This is a genomic window from Agromyces lapidis, from assembly GCF_009749405.1.
In the GTDB taxonomy this organism is placed as follows: Bacteria; Actinomycetota; Actinomycetes; order Actinomycetales; family Microbacteriaceae; genus Agromyces; species Agromyces lapidis.
The window spans coordinates 17,161-37,313 of sequence record NZ_WBIQ01000001.1; the positions used below are offsets into that span (position 1 = coordinate 17,161).

Consider the following 20,153-nt stretch of genomic DNA (forward strand, 5'->3'; position numbering starts at 1 on the left):
GTGAAAGAACAGGAAGGATGTCGAATGCTCGCCGCTGCGCGCAAAGACCTGCTCCTCGAGCGCCTCCGCCGCGACGGACGCATCGTCGCGAAGGAGATCGCCCTCGAGCTCGGGCTGTCGGAGGACAGCATCCGCCGTGACCTGCGCGAACTCGACGCGGCGGGCCTGGCCGTCCGCGTGTACGGCGGCGCCCTGCCGGCCTCCCCGGCCGTGGCCGACTACGCGAGCCGCACCGCGGTGGCCCCCGAGAGCAAGCGCCTCGTCGCGGCGACCGCCGTCGCACTCATCGAGCCCGGCGCCACCGTGATCCTCGACGGCGGCACCACCGCGCTCGCCATGGTCGACGCGCTGCCGACGACCCTCGAGTGCACGATCATCACGCACAGCCCGACCATCGCCTCAAGGCTCCTCGAGCACGCGGCCGAGGTGTTCCTCATCGGCGGCAGGCTGTTCAAGCACTCCGCAGTGGCCTGCGGGGCGGCCGCCGTCGAGGCCGCCGGCCTGATCAGCGCCGACCTGTTCTTCCTCGGGGTCACCGGGGTGCACCCCGAGGCGGGGCTGACGACCGGAGACGCCGACGAGGCCGCGATGAAGCGCACCCTCGCCTCGCGCGCCGCCGAGACCTACGTGCTCGCCAGCGCCGAGAAGATCGGCGCCGCCTCCCGCTACCCCGTCGTGCCGCTCGATGCCGTCGCCGGCATCATCACCGACGGCGAACGCGGCGGTGGGACGCTGGGCGACCTCGCCGCAGCCGGCATCCCGCTCATCGCGGCCGGGTCGCCCGTGTCGTGATTCGGGCTGCCGACCGACGTCAGCCCGTCACCGCGAGCCGTTCGAGGATCGCCGCCTCGCGGCGCTCGTCGTGCACCGCGCGGGCGAGGTCGAGCGCTTCGCGGAGAATGGCGCGCCGCTCGGCCTCCGACGCGCTCTCGGCCTGCATCAGCAGCGTGCGGATCCAGCAGCGGGCGTCGCCGAAGCGCCGGAACTCGTGCGCGAGCTCGTCGAGTTCGAGCGCGGCGTCTATTCGACCGATGAGGTGCTGCACCATCGCGGCGTGCGCGAGCTCGTGGTCGTTGTGCGAGGCCCGCGCGTAGTCGACGCACTCCGCGGCGAGCTCGGCCGCCCGAGCGAGGTCGATGCCCGACTCGGCCGAGGTCAGCGCGATCATGTATCTCGCGTTGTTGACGTGCATCGCGTCGCCCGCGCGACCGTAGTCGTGCATCGCGGCCGCGAAGTCGACCATCGCCAGTTCGGGCGAACTGCGGCGCAGCGCGACGCCGCGCATCTGCCGGGTCGCCGCGAGCTCCCAGCGGTCGTGAAGCGCCTCGGCGAGCTCCTCGGCGTCGCCGAGGCGTGCGAGCGCGATCGCCTCGTGGTCGAGGTACGCCGCCGCCATGCCGGCGAGGTGCAGCGCGGCGAGTCGTTCGCGGTCGTCGCCCGCGATCTCGAGGGCGCGCTCGGCGAGCTCGGCGACGGCATCGAGGTCGAGGAACGTCAGGGCGGTCCCGAGTGCGAGCAACTGCTGCGGCGTGGCATCCGCGATCAGCTCGGGGTCGTGCGCGACCGCCGCGAGCGTGCGCACGCTGTCGATGTCAGAGCCGTACTGCTCGATGCCGATGCCGAGCGACGACGCCAGGTTGAGGGCGCTCGGATGCCTCGTGGCCCGAGCCCATCGCACCGCCGCGTTCACCTCGGGGCAGAGGATCTCGGAGGCGTGCATCGCCTCGAGACTGTCGTCGAGCCGCGCGCGGTTCGCGAACGGCACCACGATCGCCTCGATGAACGTCGCGTGCCGTTCGAGCACCTCGCGGGCCAGCTCGTCGTCGGTGCGGGCGCGTACGAAGTCGCGAAGCACCTCGAGCAGCCTGAACCGCCGCGGCGAACCCCCGATCGCGACGATGAGCGACTGGTCGAGCAGCCGCACGACGGTGCCGTCGGCGCCCGGGTGGGTGACGGCGAGGGCGAGGTCCATGTCGAAGGTGCGTGGCAGGGCGGCGAGCCGGCGCAGCACCTCCTGCTCGTCGGCGTCGAGCAGGTCCCAGCTCCACTCGAACGCGGTCTCGAGGGTGCGGTGCCGCCCGCCCGGAGCGGCGCGATCGAGCGTCGCGAAGTCGCGTTCGAGGCGCTCGGCGAGCTCGGCGAGCGAGAGATGGCGGGCAACGGATGCCGCGAGCTCGATCGCGAGCGGAAGGCCGTCGAGCCGGGCGCAGATGCGGGCGGCCTGCTCGTGCTCGGCCTCGCTCGGCGGCTCGGTGACCGCGCCGGGGCCGAGGCGTTCGAGGAACATGGCGACGGCGGGGGAGCCTGCGCCGTCGGTCGGCAGCGGGGCGAGTGCGACGACGTGCTCGCCCGCCTCGCCGATCGGGGTGCGCGAGGTCGTCAGCACCCGCAGATCGGGAGCGCCGGCCGTCGCGCGTGCGACGACCTCGCCGACCGCGGCGCCGACGCGGTCGACGTTGTCGAGCACGAGCAGGTACGGGCGGGTGCCGAGCGAGGTCGCGACGGCGCCGAGCGCGTCGACGCCCGTGGTCGATTCGAGGTCGAGCGACCGCGAGATGCGCGCGACGACGTCGACCGGTTCGGCGTGCTCGAGTTCGACGACGACCGGCACGCCCGCGAAGGTGCGCGCGAACTCGAGGGCGAGCCGGGTCTTGCCGACGCCGCCCGGGCCGGTCACGGTCACCCAGTGCCGGGTGCCGACCGCGTCGCCGAGACCGTCGAGTTCGGCGTCGCGCCCGACGAAGGCGTCGTCGGGCACCCGCACGGAGGTCTCGCGCAGGCCGATCGACGCGGCGACGAGTTCGGCGCGCGTCTCGGCGGCGAGCTTGCGGCGCAGGCTCGCGACATGGCTTTCGACCGTGCGCACCGAGATGAACAGCTCGCTTGCGATCTCGGGATTGCTCATTCGTCGCTCGATGGCGGCGAGCACGGCGCGTTCACGGGGTGTCAGACGGGGGTTCGACACGGGAACATCTTCGACGCACTGGCGGCGGGCGGCATCAGTGCTCACCCTGTACTGATGCCGCCAGCCCGTGGCGCGCGGTCGCCGGTCAGTGCGCCGGCCGCGGTCCGTTCGCCGGCGGCCAGCCGTGGCCGAGCCGGTCGAGCAGGGCACGGAGGCCCCGGAGGCCCGCCGATCCGGCGGGTGCGCCGGAGTGCGTGGGCGCGGAGGCATCCGCCGCGCGTCGCGCGTGCGCCGCGGCGGCGCGCGTTTCGGCGATGCGCTCGAGCCGCGGCGCTGCTCGAGGCGGCCGGCGAGCGTCGCCTCCCGGGCGAGGTTGAGGTCGTGCATCTGGTGATGCTCGCTGAGATTCACGGTGGTTCCTTCATGCGGATCGGTGTGCGGCGGCCCGGAGCTCAGCGCCGGGTCGCGGTGACGAGCAGGTACTCCCACTCGAGGGTGCGGCTCGCGTCGCCCGCCAGCTGCTCGTCGCCGAGCGCCGCGAGGGCGTCGTCGAGCGCGCGGACGGCGTCGGCGTCGTCGGCGATGCGGCGGTAGACCGCGATCGTCGGGCCGTAGTGCGACTTGAAGTAGTCGCGGAACTCGGCGCCGCTCGCGAACCGGGTGATCGCGACGGTCTCGCGCACCGCGACCACGTCGTCGACCTCGTCGCCGAGCAGTGCGCGCACGTGCGCCTCGTCGCCCCACCGCGGCGCCGGCGTGGCGCCCTCGGGCAGCGGCGGCGCGAACGGCTTCATCACGCCGAACATGCGGCCGATGAACCCCTCTGGCGTCCAGCTCAGCAGGCCGATCCGGCCGCCCGGGCGCACGACCCGCAGCAGCTCGCTCGCCGCGGTCTCGTGGTGCGGGGCGAACATGATGCCGACGCACGAGATCGCCGCGTCGAACGCGGCGTCCTCGAACGGGAGGTCCTCGGCGTCGGCCTCGCGCCACTCGAGCGAGACGCCCGCTTCGGTCGCGTTGCGGCGCCCGACGGCGAAGAGCTCGGGCGCGAGATCGCTCGCGACCACCGCGGCGCCGCGCTCGGCGGCCGGGATCGCGGCGTTGCCGCTGCCGGCGGCGATGTCGAGCACCCGGTCGCCGTCGTGCACCCCGGCGGCGGCGACGAGTCGCGGCCCGAGGCTCCAGATGAGGTCGGCGGCGAGGGTCGGGTAGTCGCCCGAGGCCCACATGCTGCGGTGCTTGGCCTTGAGTTCGCGGTCGGCGTCGCTCGCCGTGATCGCGCTGGTGCTGCTCATGTCGTGCTCCTCGTGTCGGTGATGACGTTGGAGCGAGTGTCGCCGCGGCGGGCGGGTGCCGCATCCGTGCAGCGCACGGAGATCCGTACGGAGTCCTGATGCGCCGCGTGCGTCAGGGGCTCGAGGCGGGCGGCCCTGAAACCGGCTCGGCGCGCACGAGCGTCGCGTCGAGCCCCGCGATGAGCGCTTCGAGGCCCTGCTCGAAGGTCTCGAGCTCGCGCATGCCGGTCACCTCGGGCGGGGCGGCGTCTGCCCCGGGCCGGCGCTCCGCCGCCTGGCTGCGCGCCCACACCACGAGGAAGCCGGTGGCGTAGGCGTCGACGATGCCGAGGATCTGGCGGGCCTCGGCCGTGCCGAGTCCGCCGCTCTCGAGGCACGCGACGGTGCCGGCCAGGTGCGGGGCGACGGGCGAGGTGTCGTACGGGGCGAGGGCGAGCAGCTCGAAGCTGTGCGGCAGCTGCACCGCGAGGTCGCGGTAGGAGCGCATGATGCGTCGCACGACCTCCTGCCACGACTCGCCGGGGACCTCGCGGAGCCCGAGGCGCTCGATGAGCCGGGCCACGATCGCGTCGACGAGGTCGTCGCGGCTGCGCACGTGCGTGTAGAGGCTCATGGGCGCCCGGTCGAGTTCGGCGGCCAAGCGGCGCATGGTCAGGGCGTCGAGCCCATCGCGTTCGACGAGCGCGATCGCGGCCTCGGTGAGGTCGTCGCGGCTCACCGTGCGGCGCAGTGCAGCCTTCCTGCCGGATGCCCCGGGGTTTGCCTCTTGACGTGACGCCATGGGTGCAAGAGTATCTTCCGTACAGCGTACGGATCCGTACGGTGTACGGAAGGTCGAAAGGCACCACCACATGGAACTGTTCCGGCTCACCGCCACCGAGGCATCCGAGCTGATGCGACGTCGCGAACTCTCGCCCGTCGACCTGCTCGAATCGGTGATCGCCCGCACCGAGGCGACCGAGCCCGCGATCAACGCGGTCACCGAGCAGTGGATCGATGAGGCTCGATCGGCCGCCGCCGCGTCGGAGGCGCGCTTCGCCGGCGGCGAAGCGCTGCGCCCCCTCGAGGGCATTCCGCTCATGCTCAAGGACGAGCATCCGATCGCGGGGCGCCTCCTCGAAGACGGATGCCTCCTCGAACGCGGCAACACCGCCGACGAGACCCACCCGATCGTCGAGCGCATCCAGGCGGCCGGCGCCGTCGTGCACGGCCGCACCACCACTCCCGAGTACTGCTGCGCCCCCGTGACGCACACGAAGCTCTGGGGCGTCACGCGCAACCCGTGGAACCCCGACTTCACCCCCGGCGGCTCCTCGGGCGGCTCGGGCGCCGTGCTCGCGGCAGGGTCGACGCTGCTCGCGACCGGATCCGACATCGGCGGATCCATCCGCATCCCGGCGTCGTTCTGCGGCGTCGTCGGCTTCAAGCCGCCGTTCGCGCGCGTGCCCGGCATGGCGCCCTTCAACTCCGACACCTACTGCGCCGACGGGCCGATGGGGCGCAGCGTCGCCGACGTCGCCATGCTGCAGAACGTGATCTCGGGGCCGTGGGTCGGCGACGCCGCCTCGCTCCGCGAGATCGCGACCGTCTCGGGCGTCGCGGGTCCGCTCGACGGCCTGCGCGTCGCTCTCTGCCTCGACCTCGGCGGCTACGACGTCGACCCGGTCGTCGAGGCGAACACCCGTGCCGTCGGCGCCGCGCTGGTCGCCGCGGGCGCGACCGTCGACCTCGTCGAACTGCCGTGGGGACCGGAGCGCACGGCCGAGACGGCCTGGCCGCACTTCGGCGCCGTGATGGGCCCGTTCATCGAGTCCATCGCCGAGGGCGACGCCGCCCGCGCCGAACAGCTCATGCCCTACACGCGCGCCTTCGCAGCGCAGGCCGCGGCGGGCGGCGACTACGTCGAGGGCCTCGTCGCCGAGTCGGCCTTCTACCGCCCGTTCGCCGAGCTCATGATCGACTACGACGTGCTCGTCTGCCCCACGGTCGCGACCACGGGCCTCGCCGCCGACGAACCCTGCACCGACAGCGCCGCGATCTTCTCGCAGCTCATGACGCTGCCCTTCAACGTGATCGGCCGCGTGCCCGTGCTCGCCGTGCCCTCGGGGCGTGCGCCGAACGGCGTGCCCACCGGCGTGCAGATCGTCGGCCGCAGCTACGACGACGCGACCGTGTTCCGCGTGGGCGCCGCGCTCGAGCAGGAGCTCGCGCTCTGGACCGACCCGGCCTGGTGGCCCGCGATGTGACACCCCCGGCCGGGGCGGGCCACCGCCCGCCTCGGCCGCCCCCGCTTCACCCGCTTCACCCGCTTCACCCGCTTCACCCGCTTCACCCCCTGCAGTCATCACCGTCGCTGACGAGGAGCACCCATGAGTTCGACTCCCACCCCCACCCCCGACCAGCCCGTCGACGACCGCTCGGGCGGTCTCGCCCGCGGCAGGCTCGGCACCTTCGACATCTTCTTCTTCGTGGTCGCCGCGGCCGCCCCGCTCGCCGTGATGGCCGGGGCCGCCCCTCTCGCGTTCCGGCTCGGCGGCATCGGCGCGCCGGGCGCCTACCTGTTCAGCGGCATCGTCTACATCCTGTGCGCGGCCGGCTTCACCGCCTTCGCGAGGCACGTGCGCAACGCGGGCGCGTTCTCCGCCTTCATCGGGCGCGGACTCGGCCGCACGGCGGGTGGCGCCGCCGCGTTCGTCGCCCTGCTCTCGTACGCCCTCATCTGCGCCGGCTTCTACGGGTTCCTCGGCTTCTACGCCGCGAGCACATTCAACCCCATGATCGGCATCGAGCTGCACTGGTCGGTGTACGCACTCGCCGGGCTCGCCGTCGTCGCCGTGCTCGGCTATCGGCAGATCGACATCGGGGCGCGTGTGCTCGCCGTGCTCATGATCCTCGAGGTGCTCATCCTCGCGGTCATCGCCGTGGCCGTGCTCGCGACCGAGGGCACGTCGAACTTCTCGATCGAGCCGTTCGCCCCCGGCAACGTGTTCAATCTCGCGAGCGGCGGCATGTTCGTGCTCGCCCTCGGCGCGTTCATCGGCTTCGAGAGCACCGCGATCTACGCCGAGGAGGCCCGCAGTCCTGAGCGCACGGTGCCGCGCGCGACGTACTTCGCCGTCGGCTTCCTCGCCGTCTTCTACGCGTTCATCGCCTGGATCGCGGTCGCCGCGCTCGACGTCGACGGGCTCGTCGAGTACTCGCTGTCCGATGTGTTCCAGGGGCTCTACTTCATGCTCGCCGAGTCGTACCTCGGGGCGTGGGCGAGCACCGTGATGGGCCTGCTCATCGTCACGAGCATCCTCGCCGCGACCATCGCCTTCCACAACGCGACCTCGCGCTACCTGTTCTCGCTCGGGCGCGACGGATTCCTGCCCGCGCGGCTCGGCGTCACCCACCCGCGCTTCCGGTCGCCGGCACGGGCGAGCCTCGTCACCACGATCGTCTCGCTCATGCTCATCTCGCTCACAGTCACCTTCAGCGCCGATCCGTACCTGGTGCTGCTGCTCTGGACCAACGGCGTCGGCATCGTCGGCGTGGTCGCCCTGCAAGCGGTGTGCATGGTCGCCGTGATCCGCTTCTTCGCGCGCGACCGGCGCGGGCACGGCGTGTTCCGCGTGCTCGTTGCGCCGCTGCTCGGCGTGATCGGCCTCGTCGCGGGCCTCGTGCTCATGGTGACGAATCTCGAACTGCTCACCGGACGCACCGACTGGGTGAACTGGGCGCTCATGCTGTCGCTCGTCGTCGCCGCGGTCGTCGGCGCGTTCCGCGCACGACGGCTCGGCGGCGGCGGCGCGGGCGACGCAGGCGACGCGGAGCGCGCCGACGCCGAGCCGGGCGGCGAGCGACGCCGAGCGCTCGGCATGTCGACGAAAAAGTAGTCTGGGCCCATGCTCATTCGGCGCGCGGAGTTCGACGACGCAGACGCGTTGGCCGCTGTCCTGAACGGGGTCATCGCCGAGGGCGGCAAGACTGCGATCGACACGCCCCTGACCGGTTCGGAGTTCGCAGAATGGTTCATCACCGGAAGTCACTGCATCAGCTGCGTGGTGGCGGTCGCCGACGACGGGGCGTTCCTGGGGTTCCAAGCGCTCGAGAGATTCCACGAGGAGCTTCCCCCGGGGGTCGCGGACATCGCCACGTTCGTCACTGCGGTCAGTAGGGGCGCCGGCGCGGGTCGGGGCCTGTTCACTGCCACGGCGGCCATCGCCGAGGAGGCGGGACTGCGGTGCCTCCGCGCGGTGATCCGTCGATCGAACGAAGACGCGATCCGCTACTACCGAGCCATCGGATTCGGCGACGAGGGGAGTGTCGCGACGGACGAGTCGGTCATCCTGATTCGGCCCGTGACGCCTGCGGGCACGCCGGCCGACAGAGAATCCGAGCGCGTGGCAATCCAGGAGGACACCGGCTGAAGGTCGATCCTCTCCGTCGGACACGCTGCTCGGGCCTCTCGGCTCGCGGCATCGGTACCGAAGTACCGAGAGATGTCGGACTGGAAACACCGCCGGCCGACGCCGAGCCCGAGTCGGAGCCATCACCCCGCAGACGATCCGGCGGTCACGCTGCGTGGCACGTCCGCGTCGCGCGCGACGCGGGCAGGCGTCAGGCGGATGCCTCGGGCGACCCGCCGTCCACGTGCGATCCGCCGAGCGACGTCGGCGCGGCGAGCGATGCGCGGGCGGCGGTCGCCCCACCCCCGGCAACGGCCTCGGCGCCCGAGAAGCGGTCGAAGCGGAACGGCTCGAGGTCGACCGGCGGCGTCTCGCCCTCGGCGAGGTCGGCGACCACCAGGCCCATGAGCGCCGAGAACTTGAAGCCCTCGCCCGAGTCGCCGCACGCGACGGTGACGCCGGGCAGCGGGGTGCCGATGACGAAGCGGCCGTCGGGGGAGTCCGTCCAGGTGCAGACCTTCGCGTCGACGACCTCGGCGCCGCGCATGCCGAGCTCGGTGCGCGCGTAGTCGAGCAGCATCGCGGTGCGCGCGGCGTCGGGCGTGCGGTCGTCGTCGACGCCCCACTCCGCGTCGCGCAGCGGCGCGTCGAGTCCGAGCTTGAAGCCCACCCCCGGCGTCGTCATCGCGTACAGCGTCGGCCGGTCGCCGGCCGCGATGTCGATGAGGTCGGGCAGCTCGTCGAACGGCTGCGCCGGGTCGGCGATGTGCACGACCTGCTCGAGGTGGGGATGCAGCGGCACGTCGAGCCCGAGACGCTCGAGCAGCGCGGACGCCCCTGGGCCGGCCGCGACGACGAGCGCATCGGCCTCGAGCGTCTCACCGCCGGCGAGATGCACCCGGCGCGGGCCGTCGCCCGAGGCATCCGCGTCGACGTCGACGACGTGCGCGATGCGCAGCGTGCCGCCGGCCTGTTCGAAGCGTCGCAGCTGCGCCCGCAGCGAGACCTCGGCGAGCACCGGGCCCGCCTCGGAGGTGTAGATCGCGCCGCGCCCGTCGGGCACGAGCCCGGGGAAGCGGGCGCCGACCCGGTCGGCGTCGAGGCGCAGGTGGGGGAGGCCCTCCATCGCGAGGGTCCACTCGAAGGCGTCGAGCGCCGCGGGCGAGTCGCGCCACACGAGGCCGCGTCGCAGGAACACCGGTTCGCCCGCGATCTGCGAGAGCCGCTCCATCGCCGCGAGGCTCTGCCGGGTCATCCGGATCTTCGCGGGGTCGGGGTCGGCGAGCCGCCAGATGCGGGTCGGTCCGTGCGACGACGACAGCGGGTTGGCGGGCCCGTACCGGTCGACGAGGGTGACCCGGTGGCCGCGCTCAGCGAGCTCGGCGGCCGCGGGCAGCCCCCAGGCGCCCGCGCCGATGACGATGATCTGCATGGTTCCATCCTCGCCCGATGCTCGGGCGGGGGCGAACCGCGTGACGGAGCACGTCCGCCACGGGTTCGGACAGCCGCCCGACACCGCCTGTTCACCCGCGCGTGGGATTCGCGTCACCGCGGCCCGGTCGAGTGGCTCCCGACCCCCGCACCCGCCCGCGTCAGGAGCGCCAGCATGCCCGTGCAGCACCCGAACCCATCCACCACCCCGCGCCGGCGCGTGCCCGCGATGCTCGCGGTGCTCGCCGTCGCGGCGTCGGGCCTCGCGGTCGCCGCGAGTCCGAGCCTCGCCACCGCCGCCGAGGCTGGCGTCGTCGTCAACGAGATCGTCTACGACGATGTCGTCGCAGGCCAGGTCGACGCGATCGAGCTGTACAACGCCGGCACCACGAGCGTGGATGTCTCGGGGTGGAAGGTCTTCGACGACAAGCGCGAGGAGGCCGGCGTGATCCCCGCCGGGACGAGCCTCGCGGCGGGCGGGTTCCTCGTGCTCGAGAAGGACGGGTCGCCCCTCGGATTCCCGTTCGGGCTCGGCAAGGGCGACGCGGTCACGCTCGTCGACGCGGCGGGCGCCGAGGTCGACTCGTACGCCTACGCTGCGACGGCGCCCCTCGGCGACTGGTCGCGCTGCGCCGACGGTGGCGAGTGGGCGCACGGCACCGCGCTCACCCTGGGTGCGCCGAACACCTGCGAGACCGCGGCCGTTCCCGGAACCATCGTGCTCAACGAGGTCGATTCGGGTCCCGCCGACTGGATCGAGCTCATCAACCCGGGCGACGCGGCCGTCGACCTCGCGGGCGTCGAGATCCGCGACAACTCCGACGACCACCGCTGGTTCTTCGCGGCCGGCGCGACCCTCGCCGCGGGTGAGCGGCTCGTCGTCGACGCCGAGACCGAGGGCGTCGACGTGAACGGAGCCCCGCAGCAGTTCCAGGCCGCGATCGGCATCGGCGGCTCCGACTCGATCCGCGTGTTCGGCGCCGACGGCACGCTCGTCGACGAGACCTCGTGGACGGGGCATCCGGCCGTCGACGGCGACGAGGCGGCCGCGAGCTTCGCGCGCTGCCCCGACGCGACGGGCGAATTCGCGCTCGCCCGGGTCACGCCCGGCGCGGCCAACGACTGCGTGCTGCCGGCCCTTGCGATCAACGAGGTCGAGTCGAACGGCGACGCCACCGACTGGGTCGAGGTCGTGAACACCGGCGAGGCGCCGATCGATCTCTCGGGCTGGACCGTCATGGACAGCGACCCCGCCGGGCACGCGGCCGACGTCACGCCGGTCGCGGCCGGCACCATGCTCGCGCCTGGGGCCTTCTTCGTCTTCGACGGCGGCAGCCACTTCGCCTTCGGGCTGGGCGGCGCGGATGTCGCGACCGTGCGCAACGCGAGCGGCCTCACCGTCGCCGAGTACACCTGGACCGAGCACGCCGCCGTCACCTGGGCGCGCTGCCCCGACGGCACCGGCGACTTCGCCGATGCGAAGGCCGCCACGAAGGGCGCGACGAACTGCGGCGACGGCACCGGTGAGCCCGGCGGACCCGAGGAGCCCGTCGCGAAGGCATGGCCCGGCTCGGCCGAGGTGACCGTGCTCGACGAGACCGCGATGTTCCTCGAGGACTCCTCTGGCCTCGACGCGCAGGCGACGCCTGACGGCACCGTGCTCTGGGCCGTCGACAACGGCACCGGCACCTTCTGGAAGCTCGACGTCGACGCCGCCGGTACCGCCGCGTTCGCCGACGGCTGGGCCGAGGGCAAGCGCGCCCGGTTCCAGCGCGACGCCGGGAACCCGGCCGCGGCCGGACCCGACGCCGAGGGCATCACGGTCGACGGCGACGGGCGCGTCTACCTCGCCTCCGAGCGCGACAACTCGAAGAAGGGCGTGAACCAGAACGTCGTGCTCGCCGTCGACCCCGACGCGCCCGGCCCCGACGTCGTCGCCGCCCAGGAGTGGGACCTCACCGCCTCACTGCCGCAGGTCGCCGCGAACACCGGGGTCGAGGCCGTCGAATGGGTGTCGGATGCCTCGCTCGCGGGCCTGCTCGTCGACCGGAGCACCGGCGCGCCCTACGAGCCGGCCGACTACCCCGGCCACGGTGACGGGCTCTTCTTCGTGGCCGTCGAGGACAACGGATTCGTCTACGCCTACGCGCTCGGCACCGACGGTTCCATCGCGCAGGTCGCGGAGATCGGCCCGGGCCTGGGCGGCGTCATGGCGCTCGACTACGACACGGTGCTCGGCGAGCTCTGGGCGGTCTGCGACGACGGCTGCGAGGGCCGCTCGGCCCGCATCGCGTTCACCGGCGAGGCTCCCGAGATCAGCCTGTTCGCCCGGCCCGAGGGCATGCCCAACCTCAACAACGAGGGCTTCGCGACGACGCCCGCGGCGCTCGAGGCCGGCGCCTCGGTGCGTTCGGCCTCGGCCGTCGTCGCGGCGGATGCCGCTGCCGAGCGGCCCGTGTGGTGGTTCGCCGACGGCGAGCAGCCCGCCGCCCTCCGTGCGGGCACACTGCCCGCCGCGGCGGGGGAGCCGGGCGGGGAGCCCGGGCCGGGCGACGGCGGTGACGGCGGTGACGGTGACGGCGGCACGGGCGGCGGCGACGGGACGGACGGCACCGGCTCGCAGTCCGCTGCGTCCGACGGCCTCGCCGAGACCGGCGTCGACGCGGGACTGCTCGCGCTCGCACCGCTCGCCGTGCTCATCGCGGGACTCGGCGCTGCCCTGCTCATCGCGGCCCGCCGGCGCCGTCGCGCCGGGGCGTCAGCGGCCGAGTAGCGGGCAAGGACCCCACGACAGACCGGCCGGGCGACTCCACCAGGGGCGCCCGGCCGCGCTGTTCCGACATTGAGTCGCTCAGTGACTCAGTGTCAGAGTCGCGGGGAGCGCCCACCGCCGGTCAGAGGGGTGGCGGCGGGGGGATCGATGTGTTATACCCGGAGGGGGTATCGATCCTCGGCATCCCCGAAGCTCGTGCAAGGAGGCGCAGCGATGAACCGAACCGACCACGCGGCCCCGACCGCGACCGACGGTACGGCCGTCACGACCCCACCGCCATCCATTCCGCTCATCGTCGTCGCGCTCGCCATCGGCGTGGCCAGCGGTATCGGGCTGCTGTTCAGCGGCTACCCCGAGGCGCTCAGCGCGACCGTGCCCATGACCGCGCTCGGCATCGCCACGCTCTGCTACCTCGCGGCGGCCGTCACCGGGCTGCGTTGGGTCGCCTGGCTCGTCGTGGGCGTCGGCACCGTGCTCGTCTTCGGCGCCGAACTGCTCGATGTGCCGCGCTGGGCGGCGCTCACGGGGGCGGGAGTCGTGCTCGTCGTCGTCGGGCTCATCCGGCGGCCGCGGGTCACGACGCCGCAGGCGCTCGCGATGCTCGCCTACTTCGGCGTCGCCGTCGTCGCCCTCGCGCTCGAACCGCGCATCGGGCTCGCGCTCGCCGGTGCCGCGCTCGCCGCGCACGCCGCCTGGGACTTCGTGCACTACCGCCGCAACGAGGTCGTCGGGCGATCGCTCGCCCTCTGGTGCATGGGGCTCGACCTGGCGCTCGGATTCGTCTGCATCGGCATCGCGATCGCCGGGTGACCTCAACTCACGCGAACCGTCGGCGGCGTCGCCGACGGCGTCGCGTGCCAGAACGTCGGCAGCCCCCTGCGTGCGATGAGCCACTCGGCGACGACGAGGTTCGGCACCCAGCAGAGGAACGGCACCGCGGCGTACGCGTTCGCGAAGACGGCGTCGAAGTCGAAGTCGCCGGTCGCGAAGGGGAGCTGCGCGACGATGAGCAGCGGCAGCCAGATGCGGAGCGCGACGGCCGCGTAGGTCAGCGCGAAGTTGCGCATCATCCAGGCGCGGTGGCTCGCGACATCCCGCCGCCGGATGGCACGGTAGCCGAGCCAGCCGGTGACGAGCCAGAGCACGCCGAGCGAGCCGAAGCCGAACAGGCCGACGAGCCCCGCGTCGTTCACCGGGGCGATCACGAGGCCGGCGACGCCGGCGATGCCGACGGCGACGAAGTAGCCGCGGCCGGTCCAGCGATGCACTCGCGGATGCCTCGTGCGGAGGCCGCGCCAGAACTGCAGCGGGCCGACGACGAGTGCGAACCCGCCCGCGACGATGTGCGCGTAGAACGCGAGCTGCACGGGCCACGGCTGCTCGGCGTAGTTGCCGGCGAGCCCGCCTGAAGGTGTCTCGGCGAGGGTGCGCAGCGGGGCCGTGAGGTAGGGCACGACGATGAACGCGGCGATGCCGAGAGAGGAGAGGAGCACCCACGTCCACCCGATGCGGGTCGCGGCGGTGCGGCGGCGCGCGGGGGCGGGCGGCGATGCAGGGATGGCGGCGCTGTTTGCGGCGTTCGCGGCGGAATCGGCCGGGGCGGCGACGGGATCGGTGAAGGAGGGCATGGCCGCACGCTACGAGCCTCGGCGTGGCGCGGTCATCGGGTGAACCCCCGGATCGATGCGGGGGTCGAGCGCCACCCGCCCCCGGGTCGCAGCGCCCGCTAGAGTCGGCAGGGCACCCGCGCGGCATCCGAGCTGCGTCGCGCGGAACGATCCCGGAGGCCGCGACTTGTCCGAACCCGTCTGGCACCGCCGAGACCGCCCGCCTGTCGAGCGGCCGAAGGCGGGCAACCCCGCCCTTCACTTCGCCGAGCCGCGGCCCGGCGCTGCGGCGCTGCCGCGGGCGGTCGGCGACGCGTGCGTCGGGTTGCTCTTCGGGCTCGTCGCGGTGTTCCTCCTCGGGCTGATGACCGGCATCGTCGGTGAGGAGGCGCTGGGTCCGCTGAGCCGCGAGCTCGAGGCCGACGCGACACTTCGCGGTTCGTTCGGCTCGCTGTTCGTCGTCGTGCCGGCCGCGATGGCGCTGCTCGGCGTCGCCGGGGGCGTCGAGCGACTGCTGTGGCCGCGGGCGCTCTCGCGCCAGCGCCGTGACGAACCCGATGCGGTGCCGCCCTCGCGCGTTCGCCGACGCCTGCGCACGACGCCCGGCGCGATGTTCGGGCGCGTCGCGCTCGGCATCGGCCTCGTCGGCGTCGCCGTCTCGCTGCTGATGCTCGGCATCCTCGCGACCGATTCGGGCAGCACCGACGACGCGGTGACGTGGATCGTGCTGCTCGGCGGCCTCGTCGGGGCCGCCGGCTGGCTGCTCGCCCGGCGTCTGTGGAGGGCGCTCGATCGTTCGTGGAACGAGCGGCTCGTCGCCGCGCGCGGACGCCGCGGCGACGTGACCCGCGCGCTCGATGCCGAACGCGAACGACGCGAGCGCGCTTCGCCCGACGACGGCCCGCCGATCCTCGGCCCCGCGGCCGACCGGCGGCTCCGGCGCGTGACGGGAATCGCGGCGATCCCGTTCGCCCTCGCATGTGTGGCCTGGATCGTGTCGGTCTACGCCCGCCAGCAGTGCCGGGGCTGCGATCCGGTGAGCTACGACCAGCCCATCGAGCAGGCGATCGACGCCGTGAGTCTCGCGGGCGGCATCGCGGTGCTGCTCACGTCGGCCGCGCTCGCCGCCTGCGGGCTCGGATGGCTCGTGCTCGCCGCCATGCGCCGGTCGGCCGCCGCCCGCTGGGTCGCCGACGGAGTGCCGCGCCGCGCCCCGGAGGATCGCCTCGAGTGGTTGCTGCTCGGTGACACCGCCGCCGTCGGGGTCGCGCGGCTGCTCGCGGGGGTCGCCGCGCTGCCCCTCATGCTCGCGTTCACAGGTGTCCCGCTCTTCGACATCGACTACACGGTGTCATGGATCGACGTCGGCGCCTGCCTCCTCACCGCGGGCGGGCTGCTTCTCGCCGCGGTCGTCGTCTCGCTCGTCGATGCGTCGCGTGCGGTGCGCAGCCGCAACCGGCTGCGCGCGGCGTGCTCACCGGGTGATCCCGAGATCATCCACCGGGCCGGACGATCCGAGGAGCGAGTCGAGTTCGACCGCGGCGGCGACTGACCCGCCCGCCTCAGATGACGACGTCGATCTCGTCGTCGGCGTGCGTGCCGACGTACTGCGCGTCGATGAGGATCGGCAGGTGGTCGCTCGACCCGCGCGGCAGCGTCTCGACGCGGCGGATCTCGAAGTCGGCCGAGGTCGCGAAGTCGAAGTGGCCGCGGAAGTACTTGTAGCGCGTGTAGGTGCGGCTGTCGCTGAGGGTGAGCTCGTAGCCGGCGTCGCGCACCTTCTCGGCCAGATTGTCTTTGAAGACGGGGTAGTTGTAGTCGCCCACCATGAGGGTCGGCAGGTGCGGGCCCATCAGCTGCAGCGAGCCGAGCGCCGAGTGGATCTGGTGCCGCCGCAAGGAGTTGAGGGCGGTGAGCGGCGCAGCGTGGAACGACGCGATGATCACCTCGCGGTCGTGCTGCAGGTCGACGAGTCGTGCACCGAGCAGCCGCTCGTGCGCGGGGCGCAGCAGGCGGTCGTGCAGCGACTTCTTGAGGGCGAAGGCGCGGATGTCTCGCGGCGTGAACCGGTCGGGCCGGTAGTAGAGCGCGAGCCCGAGCCGGTTGCCGGTCGTCGAGTGCGCGAGCCGCAGCCGTGCGACCTCTTCGGCGAGGTCGGTGGTGTCGCACTCCTGCAGGCAGAGCACGTCGGGAGAGTAGCGCTCATCGAGCGCCGCGAGCTCGGTGATCGCGCGGTGCTTGCGGAGGTTGTAGCTGATGACCAGCATCACCTCAGCCTAGGCGTTCAGGGTGAACGTGAGCCGTGGATGACGTGACGGGTCATGCCGCGCTCGCGGCGAGCGCCGCCCGCACCTCCTCCTCGACGAGGTCGGCGTTGATCGCCGCGCCCGCCATGCTGCCGGCAGCCATCGCGTACGGCACCGAGGAGCGCGGATCGGTCACGTTGCCCGCTGCCCACACCCCGGGCACGCTCGTGCGCCCCATCGCGTCGACCGCGGCGAACTCGCCGCCCATCGGGTGCGCGGCCCGGTCGGCGCCGAGTTGCCGCAGCACGGGGTCGTTCGGTTCGGGCGCAGGTCCTGCGAAGATCGCGTCGCTCGCGAGCTCGGTGCCGTCGTCGAGGCGGATGCCGCGGAGCGAGCCCCGCTCGTCGGCGAGGATCTCCGCGACGGCGCGCTCCTCGATCTCGATGCCGCGGGCGAGGAGGCCGGCGCGCGCCTCGTCGGGAAGCTCGACGCCGTGCGCGAAGACGGTGACGCGTGCGGTGAGCTGCCGCATGAGCTGGGCCTGGTGCACCTGCGCGGCGCTCGCGGCGAGCACGGCGACGCGCCGATCGCGCGCCTCCCAGCCGTCGCAGTAGGGGCAGGCGAACGCCCCTCGTCCCCACTGCTCGGCGAGCCCGCGAATGGACGGCAACGCGTCTCGGAGGCCGCTCGCGACGAGGAGCCGCCTGGCGTGCAGGCGCTCGCCGTCGGCGAGTTCGATCGTGAAGGCGGGCGCCGAGCCGTGCGCGGCGACCACGACGCCACTGCGTACCGCCACGCCGTCGTAGCGCTCGAGCTCGGCGCGCCCGTCGGCGAGGAGGGCGAGCGGCGAGCTGTGATCGCGGCCGAGCACGCCGTGCATGTGGCCGGCGAATCGGTTGCGCGGGCGGCCTTCGTCGAGCACGAGGACTCGCCGGCGGGAGCGGCCGAGCATGAGCGCGGCGCTGAGTCCGGCGCTGCCGCCGCCGATGATGATGACGTCCCAGGTGGTCTGCTGCATGTCCCGATCCTCGAGGTGCCATGATGGAACGGCAAATGAGTTTGCCGAAACCGCAAAGGATGCCCCATGCCCGACGATCCTGCCGGCCAGCCGCTGGACCGCATGCTCGACGGCGTCGCTCCGCGGCTGCGAGCGCTCCGCACCCGTCGCGGGCTCACGCTCGCCGAACTCTCGGAGGAGACCGGCATCTCGGCGAGCACGCTCTCGCGGCTCGAGTCGGGCGGTCGACGTCCGACGCTCGACCTGCTGATCCGGCTCGCCGCGGTGTACCGGGCGAGCCTCGACGACCTCGTCGGCGCCCCTCAGATCGCCGACCCGAGGGTGCACCCGAAGCCGTTCTACCGCGACGGCACGGCGATCATCCCGCTCACCCGCAGCAACCCCGACGTGCACGCGTTCAAGATGGTGCTGCCGGGGCATCCGCCCGATGCGCCGGTGCCGCAGCGCGCGCACGAGGGCTACGACTGGGTCTACGTGCTGAGCGGACGGGTGCGCCTCGCGCTCGGCGACGACGAGATCCTGCTCGACGCCGGCGAGGCGGCCGAGTTCGACACGCGGGTGCCGCACGGCACCGCAAGCGCGTCGCTCGAGCCCGCCGAGGTGCTGAACCTGTTGAGTGCGCAGGGCGAGCGGGTGCACGTGCGCGCGACGCGCTGATCGCTCGCCGGGGTCGGCCGACCGCAGCGACCGTCCGGCTCTAGGCTGACGCCCATGGCCTTCGTGTTCACCATCCTCACGCTCGCCGCCATGGTGTACGCGCTGGTCGACATCATCATGCGCGACGACTCCGAGGTGAAGCACCTGCCGAAGCTCGGCTGGATCCTCCTCGTCGTGCTGCTGCCGCTCATCGGCACCATCCTGTGGTTCGCGGTGGGCCGCGAGCGCTCCTCGGCGGGCCGCCGCGGCGGGGTCGCCCCGGCCGCTCCGGCCGCCCCGCAGGCGGTCGTGCCGCAGAGAGCGCCCGGCGAGGCACGCTCGACCGAGGAGCAGCTCGCCGACCTCGATCGCGAGATCGAGTACTACGAGAAGCGCGCCGAACTCGAGCGGCGGAGGCGGGAAGTCGGGGGAGAAGCGCCCGGGTAGCCCGACGGCGGATCGGTCGGAAGCGGTTCGATCCGCGCGAAGGCTCAGACTCCGACGATGCCGAGACGCAGCTCGACGGTGTCGCCGATCTCGAGCGACTCGGCCGTGCGCACCCAGCCCTTCACGGGCACGATGTATCCGCCATCCTTCGGCCAGAGCGCGGTCGGCCATTCACTGCGCCCGATCCGCACCGTCGCCGGCACCATGCCCCAGCCGTAGCTGACGAGCGGTGCGACCTCCGCGATGGCCTCGCACTGCGCGTCGGGCACGGAGACGAAGTGCCAGGGCGCCGGCCCGCGCCAGAACCACAGTTCACCGCTGAATGCGAGTTCCATCGGCTCAGGATACGACGGGCCGCACCCATTCACTCCGCGCCGGTCGAGGGTTCGTTCCAGCGCTGCAGCTTCTCGGGGTTGCGCATGATCCAGACCTGCGAGATGCGCCCGGCGCGCACCTCGACGGCCGCGACCGAGTCGACGGTGCCGCGCTCGCCGAACGCGAGCACGAGCCCGTCGGCGGTCTCGTGCACCGCCCACTCGAGGGCCGGTCCGCGCCGCTCGAGGATGCCGGCGACGTAGCGGGCGACGTGATCGGGACCGAGCACCGGCCGACGCGCCGCCGAGACGAGGCCGCCGCCGTCGGCGACGAGCACCACCTCGGGGTCGAGCAGCGCCACGAGCGCCTCGAGCCGGCCGCTTCCCGCGGCGGCGACGAAGGCGCGCACGACCTCGTCGTGGCGCTCGCGGCTGACCGTGCCGGCGCGACCCTCGCGCACGCGGCGTCGCGCCGTGGAGGCCAGCCTGCGGCATGCCTCGGGCGTGCGTCCGAGGGTCTCGGCGATCTCGGCGAACGGCACCGCGAACACCTCGTGCAGCACGAAGGCGACGCGCTCGGCCGGGGTCAGCGTCTCGAGCACGACGAGGAGCGCGGTCGACACCGACTCGTCGAGCATCGCGAGGTCGAGCGGATCGTCGGCGGCGCGCACGGCGAAGCGGGCGACATCGGCGGTCGGCAGCGGTTCGGGCAGCCACTCGCCGACGTACGACTCGCGCCGGGCGCGGGCCGAGCCGAGCAGGTCGAGGCAGACCCGGCTCGTGACCCGCATCAGCCACGCCCCCGGGTTCTCGATCGCCTCGCGCTCGACCGGAGTCATCCGGTACCAGCGCGCGTACCCCTCTTGAACGGCGTCCTCCGCATCGGCGACCGTGCCGAGCAGGCGGTAGCCGAGCCCGAGGAGCCTCGGGCGCTCGGCCTCGAGTGCGGCTGCTTCCGCAGCGTCGTCGCGGGTCATGCGCCAAGCCTCTCATCCCGTGCCGCCCGTCCCGCGTCACATTCCGGCGGGCTGCGTCGTCGTCATGATGAGGGGGCGAGCGGATGCCTCGCCTGCGGCATCCTGCCGCACCC

General features: G+C 73.2%; 18 protein-coding genes. 9 read left to right on the plus strand and 9 right to left on the minus strand.

Annotated elements, in window-relative coordinates; translation table 11 throughout:
• Positions 1–24 precede the first annotated feature (24 nt).
• Positions 25–792: a DeoR/GlpR family DNA-binding transcription regulator gene (locus GQQ93_RS00095; RefSeq protein WP_157422200.1), complete on the plus strand. Its 768-nt coding sequence runs from the start codon at positions 25–27 to the stop codon at positions 790–792.
• Between the two features lie 19 nt (positions 793–811).
• Here the strand turns inward: GQQ93_RS00095 and GQQ93_RS00100 are convergent, their stop codons facing one another.
• From GQQ93_RS00100 to GQQ93_RS00110, 3 genes are all read right to left on the minus strand, one after another.
• A complete protein-coding gene (locus tag GQQ93_RS00100; protein WP_170296076.1) occupies positions 812–2,965 on the minus strand; it encodes a LuxR C-terminal-related transcriptional regulator in 2,154 nt (717 codons plus the stop codon).
• Positions 2,966–3,357: 392 nt separating this feature from the next.
• On the minus strand, positions 3,358–4,200 hold the full coding sequence (locus tag GQQ93_RS00105; RefSeq protein ID WP_157422202.1) for a class I SAM-dependent methyltransferase: 843 nt from the start codon (positions 4,198–4,200) through the stop codon (positions 3,358–3,360).
• A 112-nt stretch (positions 4,201–4,312) separates the two neighbouring features.
• Entirely contained in the window at positions 4,313–4,981 is a 669-nt protein-coding gene (locus GQQ93_RS00110) for a TetR/AcrR family transcriptional regulator (protein ID WP_170296077.1), read from the minus strand.
• 70 nt (positions 4,982–5,051) lie between these two features.
• Here GQQ93_RS00110 and GQQ93_RS00115 point away from each other — a divergent pair, with 70 nt between their 5' ends.
• The 3 genes from GQQ93_RS00115 (at position 5,052) to GQQ93_RS00125 (ending at position 8,612) form a co-directional block, all read left to right on the plus strand.
• Positions 5,052–6,446 (plus strand): amidase, encoded by a 1,395-nt coding sequence (locus GQQ93_RS00115; protein ID WP_157422204.1) that lies wholly within the window; start codon positions 5,052–5,054, stop codon positions 6,444–6,446.
• Positions 6,447–6,569: 123 nt separating this feature from the next.
• Entirely contained in the window at positions 6,570–8,078 is a 1,509-nt protein-coding gene (locus GQQ93_RS00120) for an APC family permease (protein WP_157422205.1), read from the plus strand.
• 9 nt (positions 8,079–8,087) lie between these two features.
• The gene (locus GQQ93_RS00125) at positions 8,088–8,612 is read left to right on the plus strand and encodes a GNAT family N-acetyltransferase (protein ID WP_157422206.1); all 525 of its coding nucleotides are present in this window, start codon (positions 8,088–8,090) and stop codon (positions 8,610–8,612) included.
• A 190-nt stretch (positions 8,613–8,802) separates the two neighbouring features.
• Here the strand turns inward: GQQ93_RS00125 and GQQ93_RS00130 are convergent, their stop codons facing one another.
• The gene (locus GQQ93_RS00130; protein WP_157422207.1) at positions 8,803–10,023 is read right to left on the minus strand and encodes an FAD-dependent oxidoreductase; all 1,221 of its coding nucleotides are present in this window, start codon (positions 10,021–10,023) and stop codon (positions 8,803–8,805) included.
• A gap of 174 nt (positions 10,024–10,197) precedes the next feature.
• Here GQQ93_RS00130 and GQQ93_RS00135 point away from each other — a divergent pair, with 174 nt between their 5' ends.
• Entirely contained in the window at positions 10,198–12,795 is a 2,598-nt protein-coding gene (locus GQQ93_RS00135) for a lamin tail domain-containing protein (protein WP_157422208.1), read from the plus strand.
• A 213-nt stretch (positions 12,796–13,008) separates the two neighbouring features.
• Positions 13,009–13,605 carry a hypothetical protein gene (locus GQQ93_RS00140; protein WP_157422209.1) on the plus strand — a complete coding sequence of 199 codons (597 nt, stop codon included), beginning with the start codon at positions 13,009–13,011 and terminating at the stop codon, positions 13,603–13,605.
• A 2-nt stretch (positions 13,606–13,607) separates the two neighbouring features.
• Here GQQ93_RS00140 and GQQ93_RS00145 read toward each other — a convergent pair whose 3' ends face one another.
• Positions 13,608–14,423, minus strand: coding sequence for a DUF2306 domain-containing protein (locus GQQ93_RS00145; RefSeq protein ID WP_157422210.1), 816 nt, complete (start codon positions 14,421–14,423; stop codon positions 13,608–13,610).
• Between the two features lie 166 nt (positions 14,424–14,589).
• Between GQQ93_RS00145 and GQQ93_RS00150 the strand changes: the two genes are divergently transcribed.
• Positions 14,590–15,954: a hypothetical protein gene (locus GQQ93_RS00150; protein WP_157422211.1), complete on the plus strand. Its 1,365-nt coding sequence runs from the start codon at positions 14,590–14,592 to the stop codon at positions 15,952–15,954.
• Positions 15,955–15,964: 10 nt separating this feature from the next.
• Here the strand turns inward: GQQ93_RS00150 and GQQ93_RS00155 are convergent, their stop codons facing one another.
• Positions 15,965–16,669 (minus strand): endonuclease/exonuclease/phosphatase family protein, encoded by a 705-nt coding sequence (locus tag GQQ93_RS00155; RefSeq protein ID WP_157422212.1) that lies wholly within the window; start codon positions 16,667–16,669, stop codon positions 15,965–15,967.
• 52 nt (positions 16,670–16,721) lie between these two features.
• Positions 16,722–17,666, minus strand: coding sequence for an NAD(P)/FAD-dependent oxidoreductase (locus GQQ93_RS00160; protein WP_157422213.1), 945 nt, complete (start codon positions 17,664–17,666; stop codon positions 16,722–16,724).
• Between the two features lie 66 nt (positions 17,667–17,732).
• Between GQQ93_RS00160 and GQQ93_RS00165 the strand changes: the two genes are divergently transcribed.
• Together GQQ93_RS00165 and GQQ93_RS00170 are read left to right on the plus strand one after the other, a co-directional pair.
• Positions 17,733–18,323 carry a helix-turn-helix domain-containing protein gene (locus GQQ93_RS00165; protein WP_157422214.1) on the plus strand — a complete coding sequence of 197 codons (591 nt, stop codon included), beginning with the start codon at positions 17,733–17,735 and terminating at the stop codon, positions 18,321–18,323.
• Between the two features lie 54 nt (positions 18,324–18,377).
• Entirely contained in the window at positions 18,378–18,749 is a 372-nt protein-coding gene (locus tag GQQ93_RS00170; RefSeq protein WP_157422215.1) for a PLDc N-terminal domain-containing protein, read from the plus strand.
• Positions 18,750–18,793: 44 nt separating this feature from the next.
• On the opposite strand, the gene GQQ93_RS00175 is transcribed toward GQQ93_RS00170, so the two are convergent.
• Entirely contained in the window at positions 18,794–19,084 is a 291-nt protein-coding gene (locus GQQ93_RS00175; RefSeq protein WP_157422216.1) for a DUF1905 domain-containing protein, read from the minus strand.
• Positions 19,085–19,113: 29 nt separating this feature from the next.
• Complete coding sequence (gene sigJ / locus GQQ93_RS00180) at positions 19,114–20,040, minus strand: RNA polymerase sigma factor SigJ (RefSeq protein WP_157422217.1); 927 nt, start codon at positions 20,038–20,040, stop codon at positions 19,114–19,116.
• Positions 20,041–20,153: the final 113 nt, after the last annotated feature.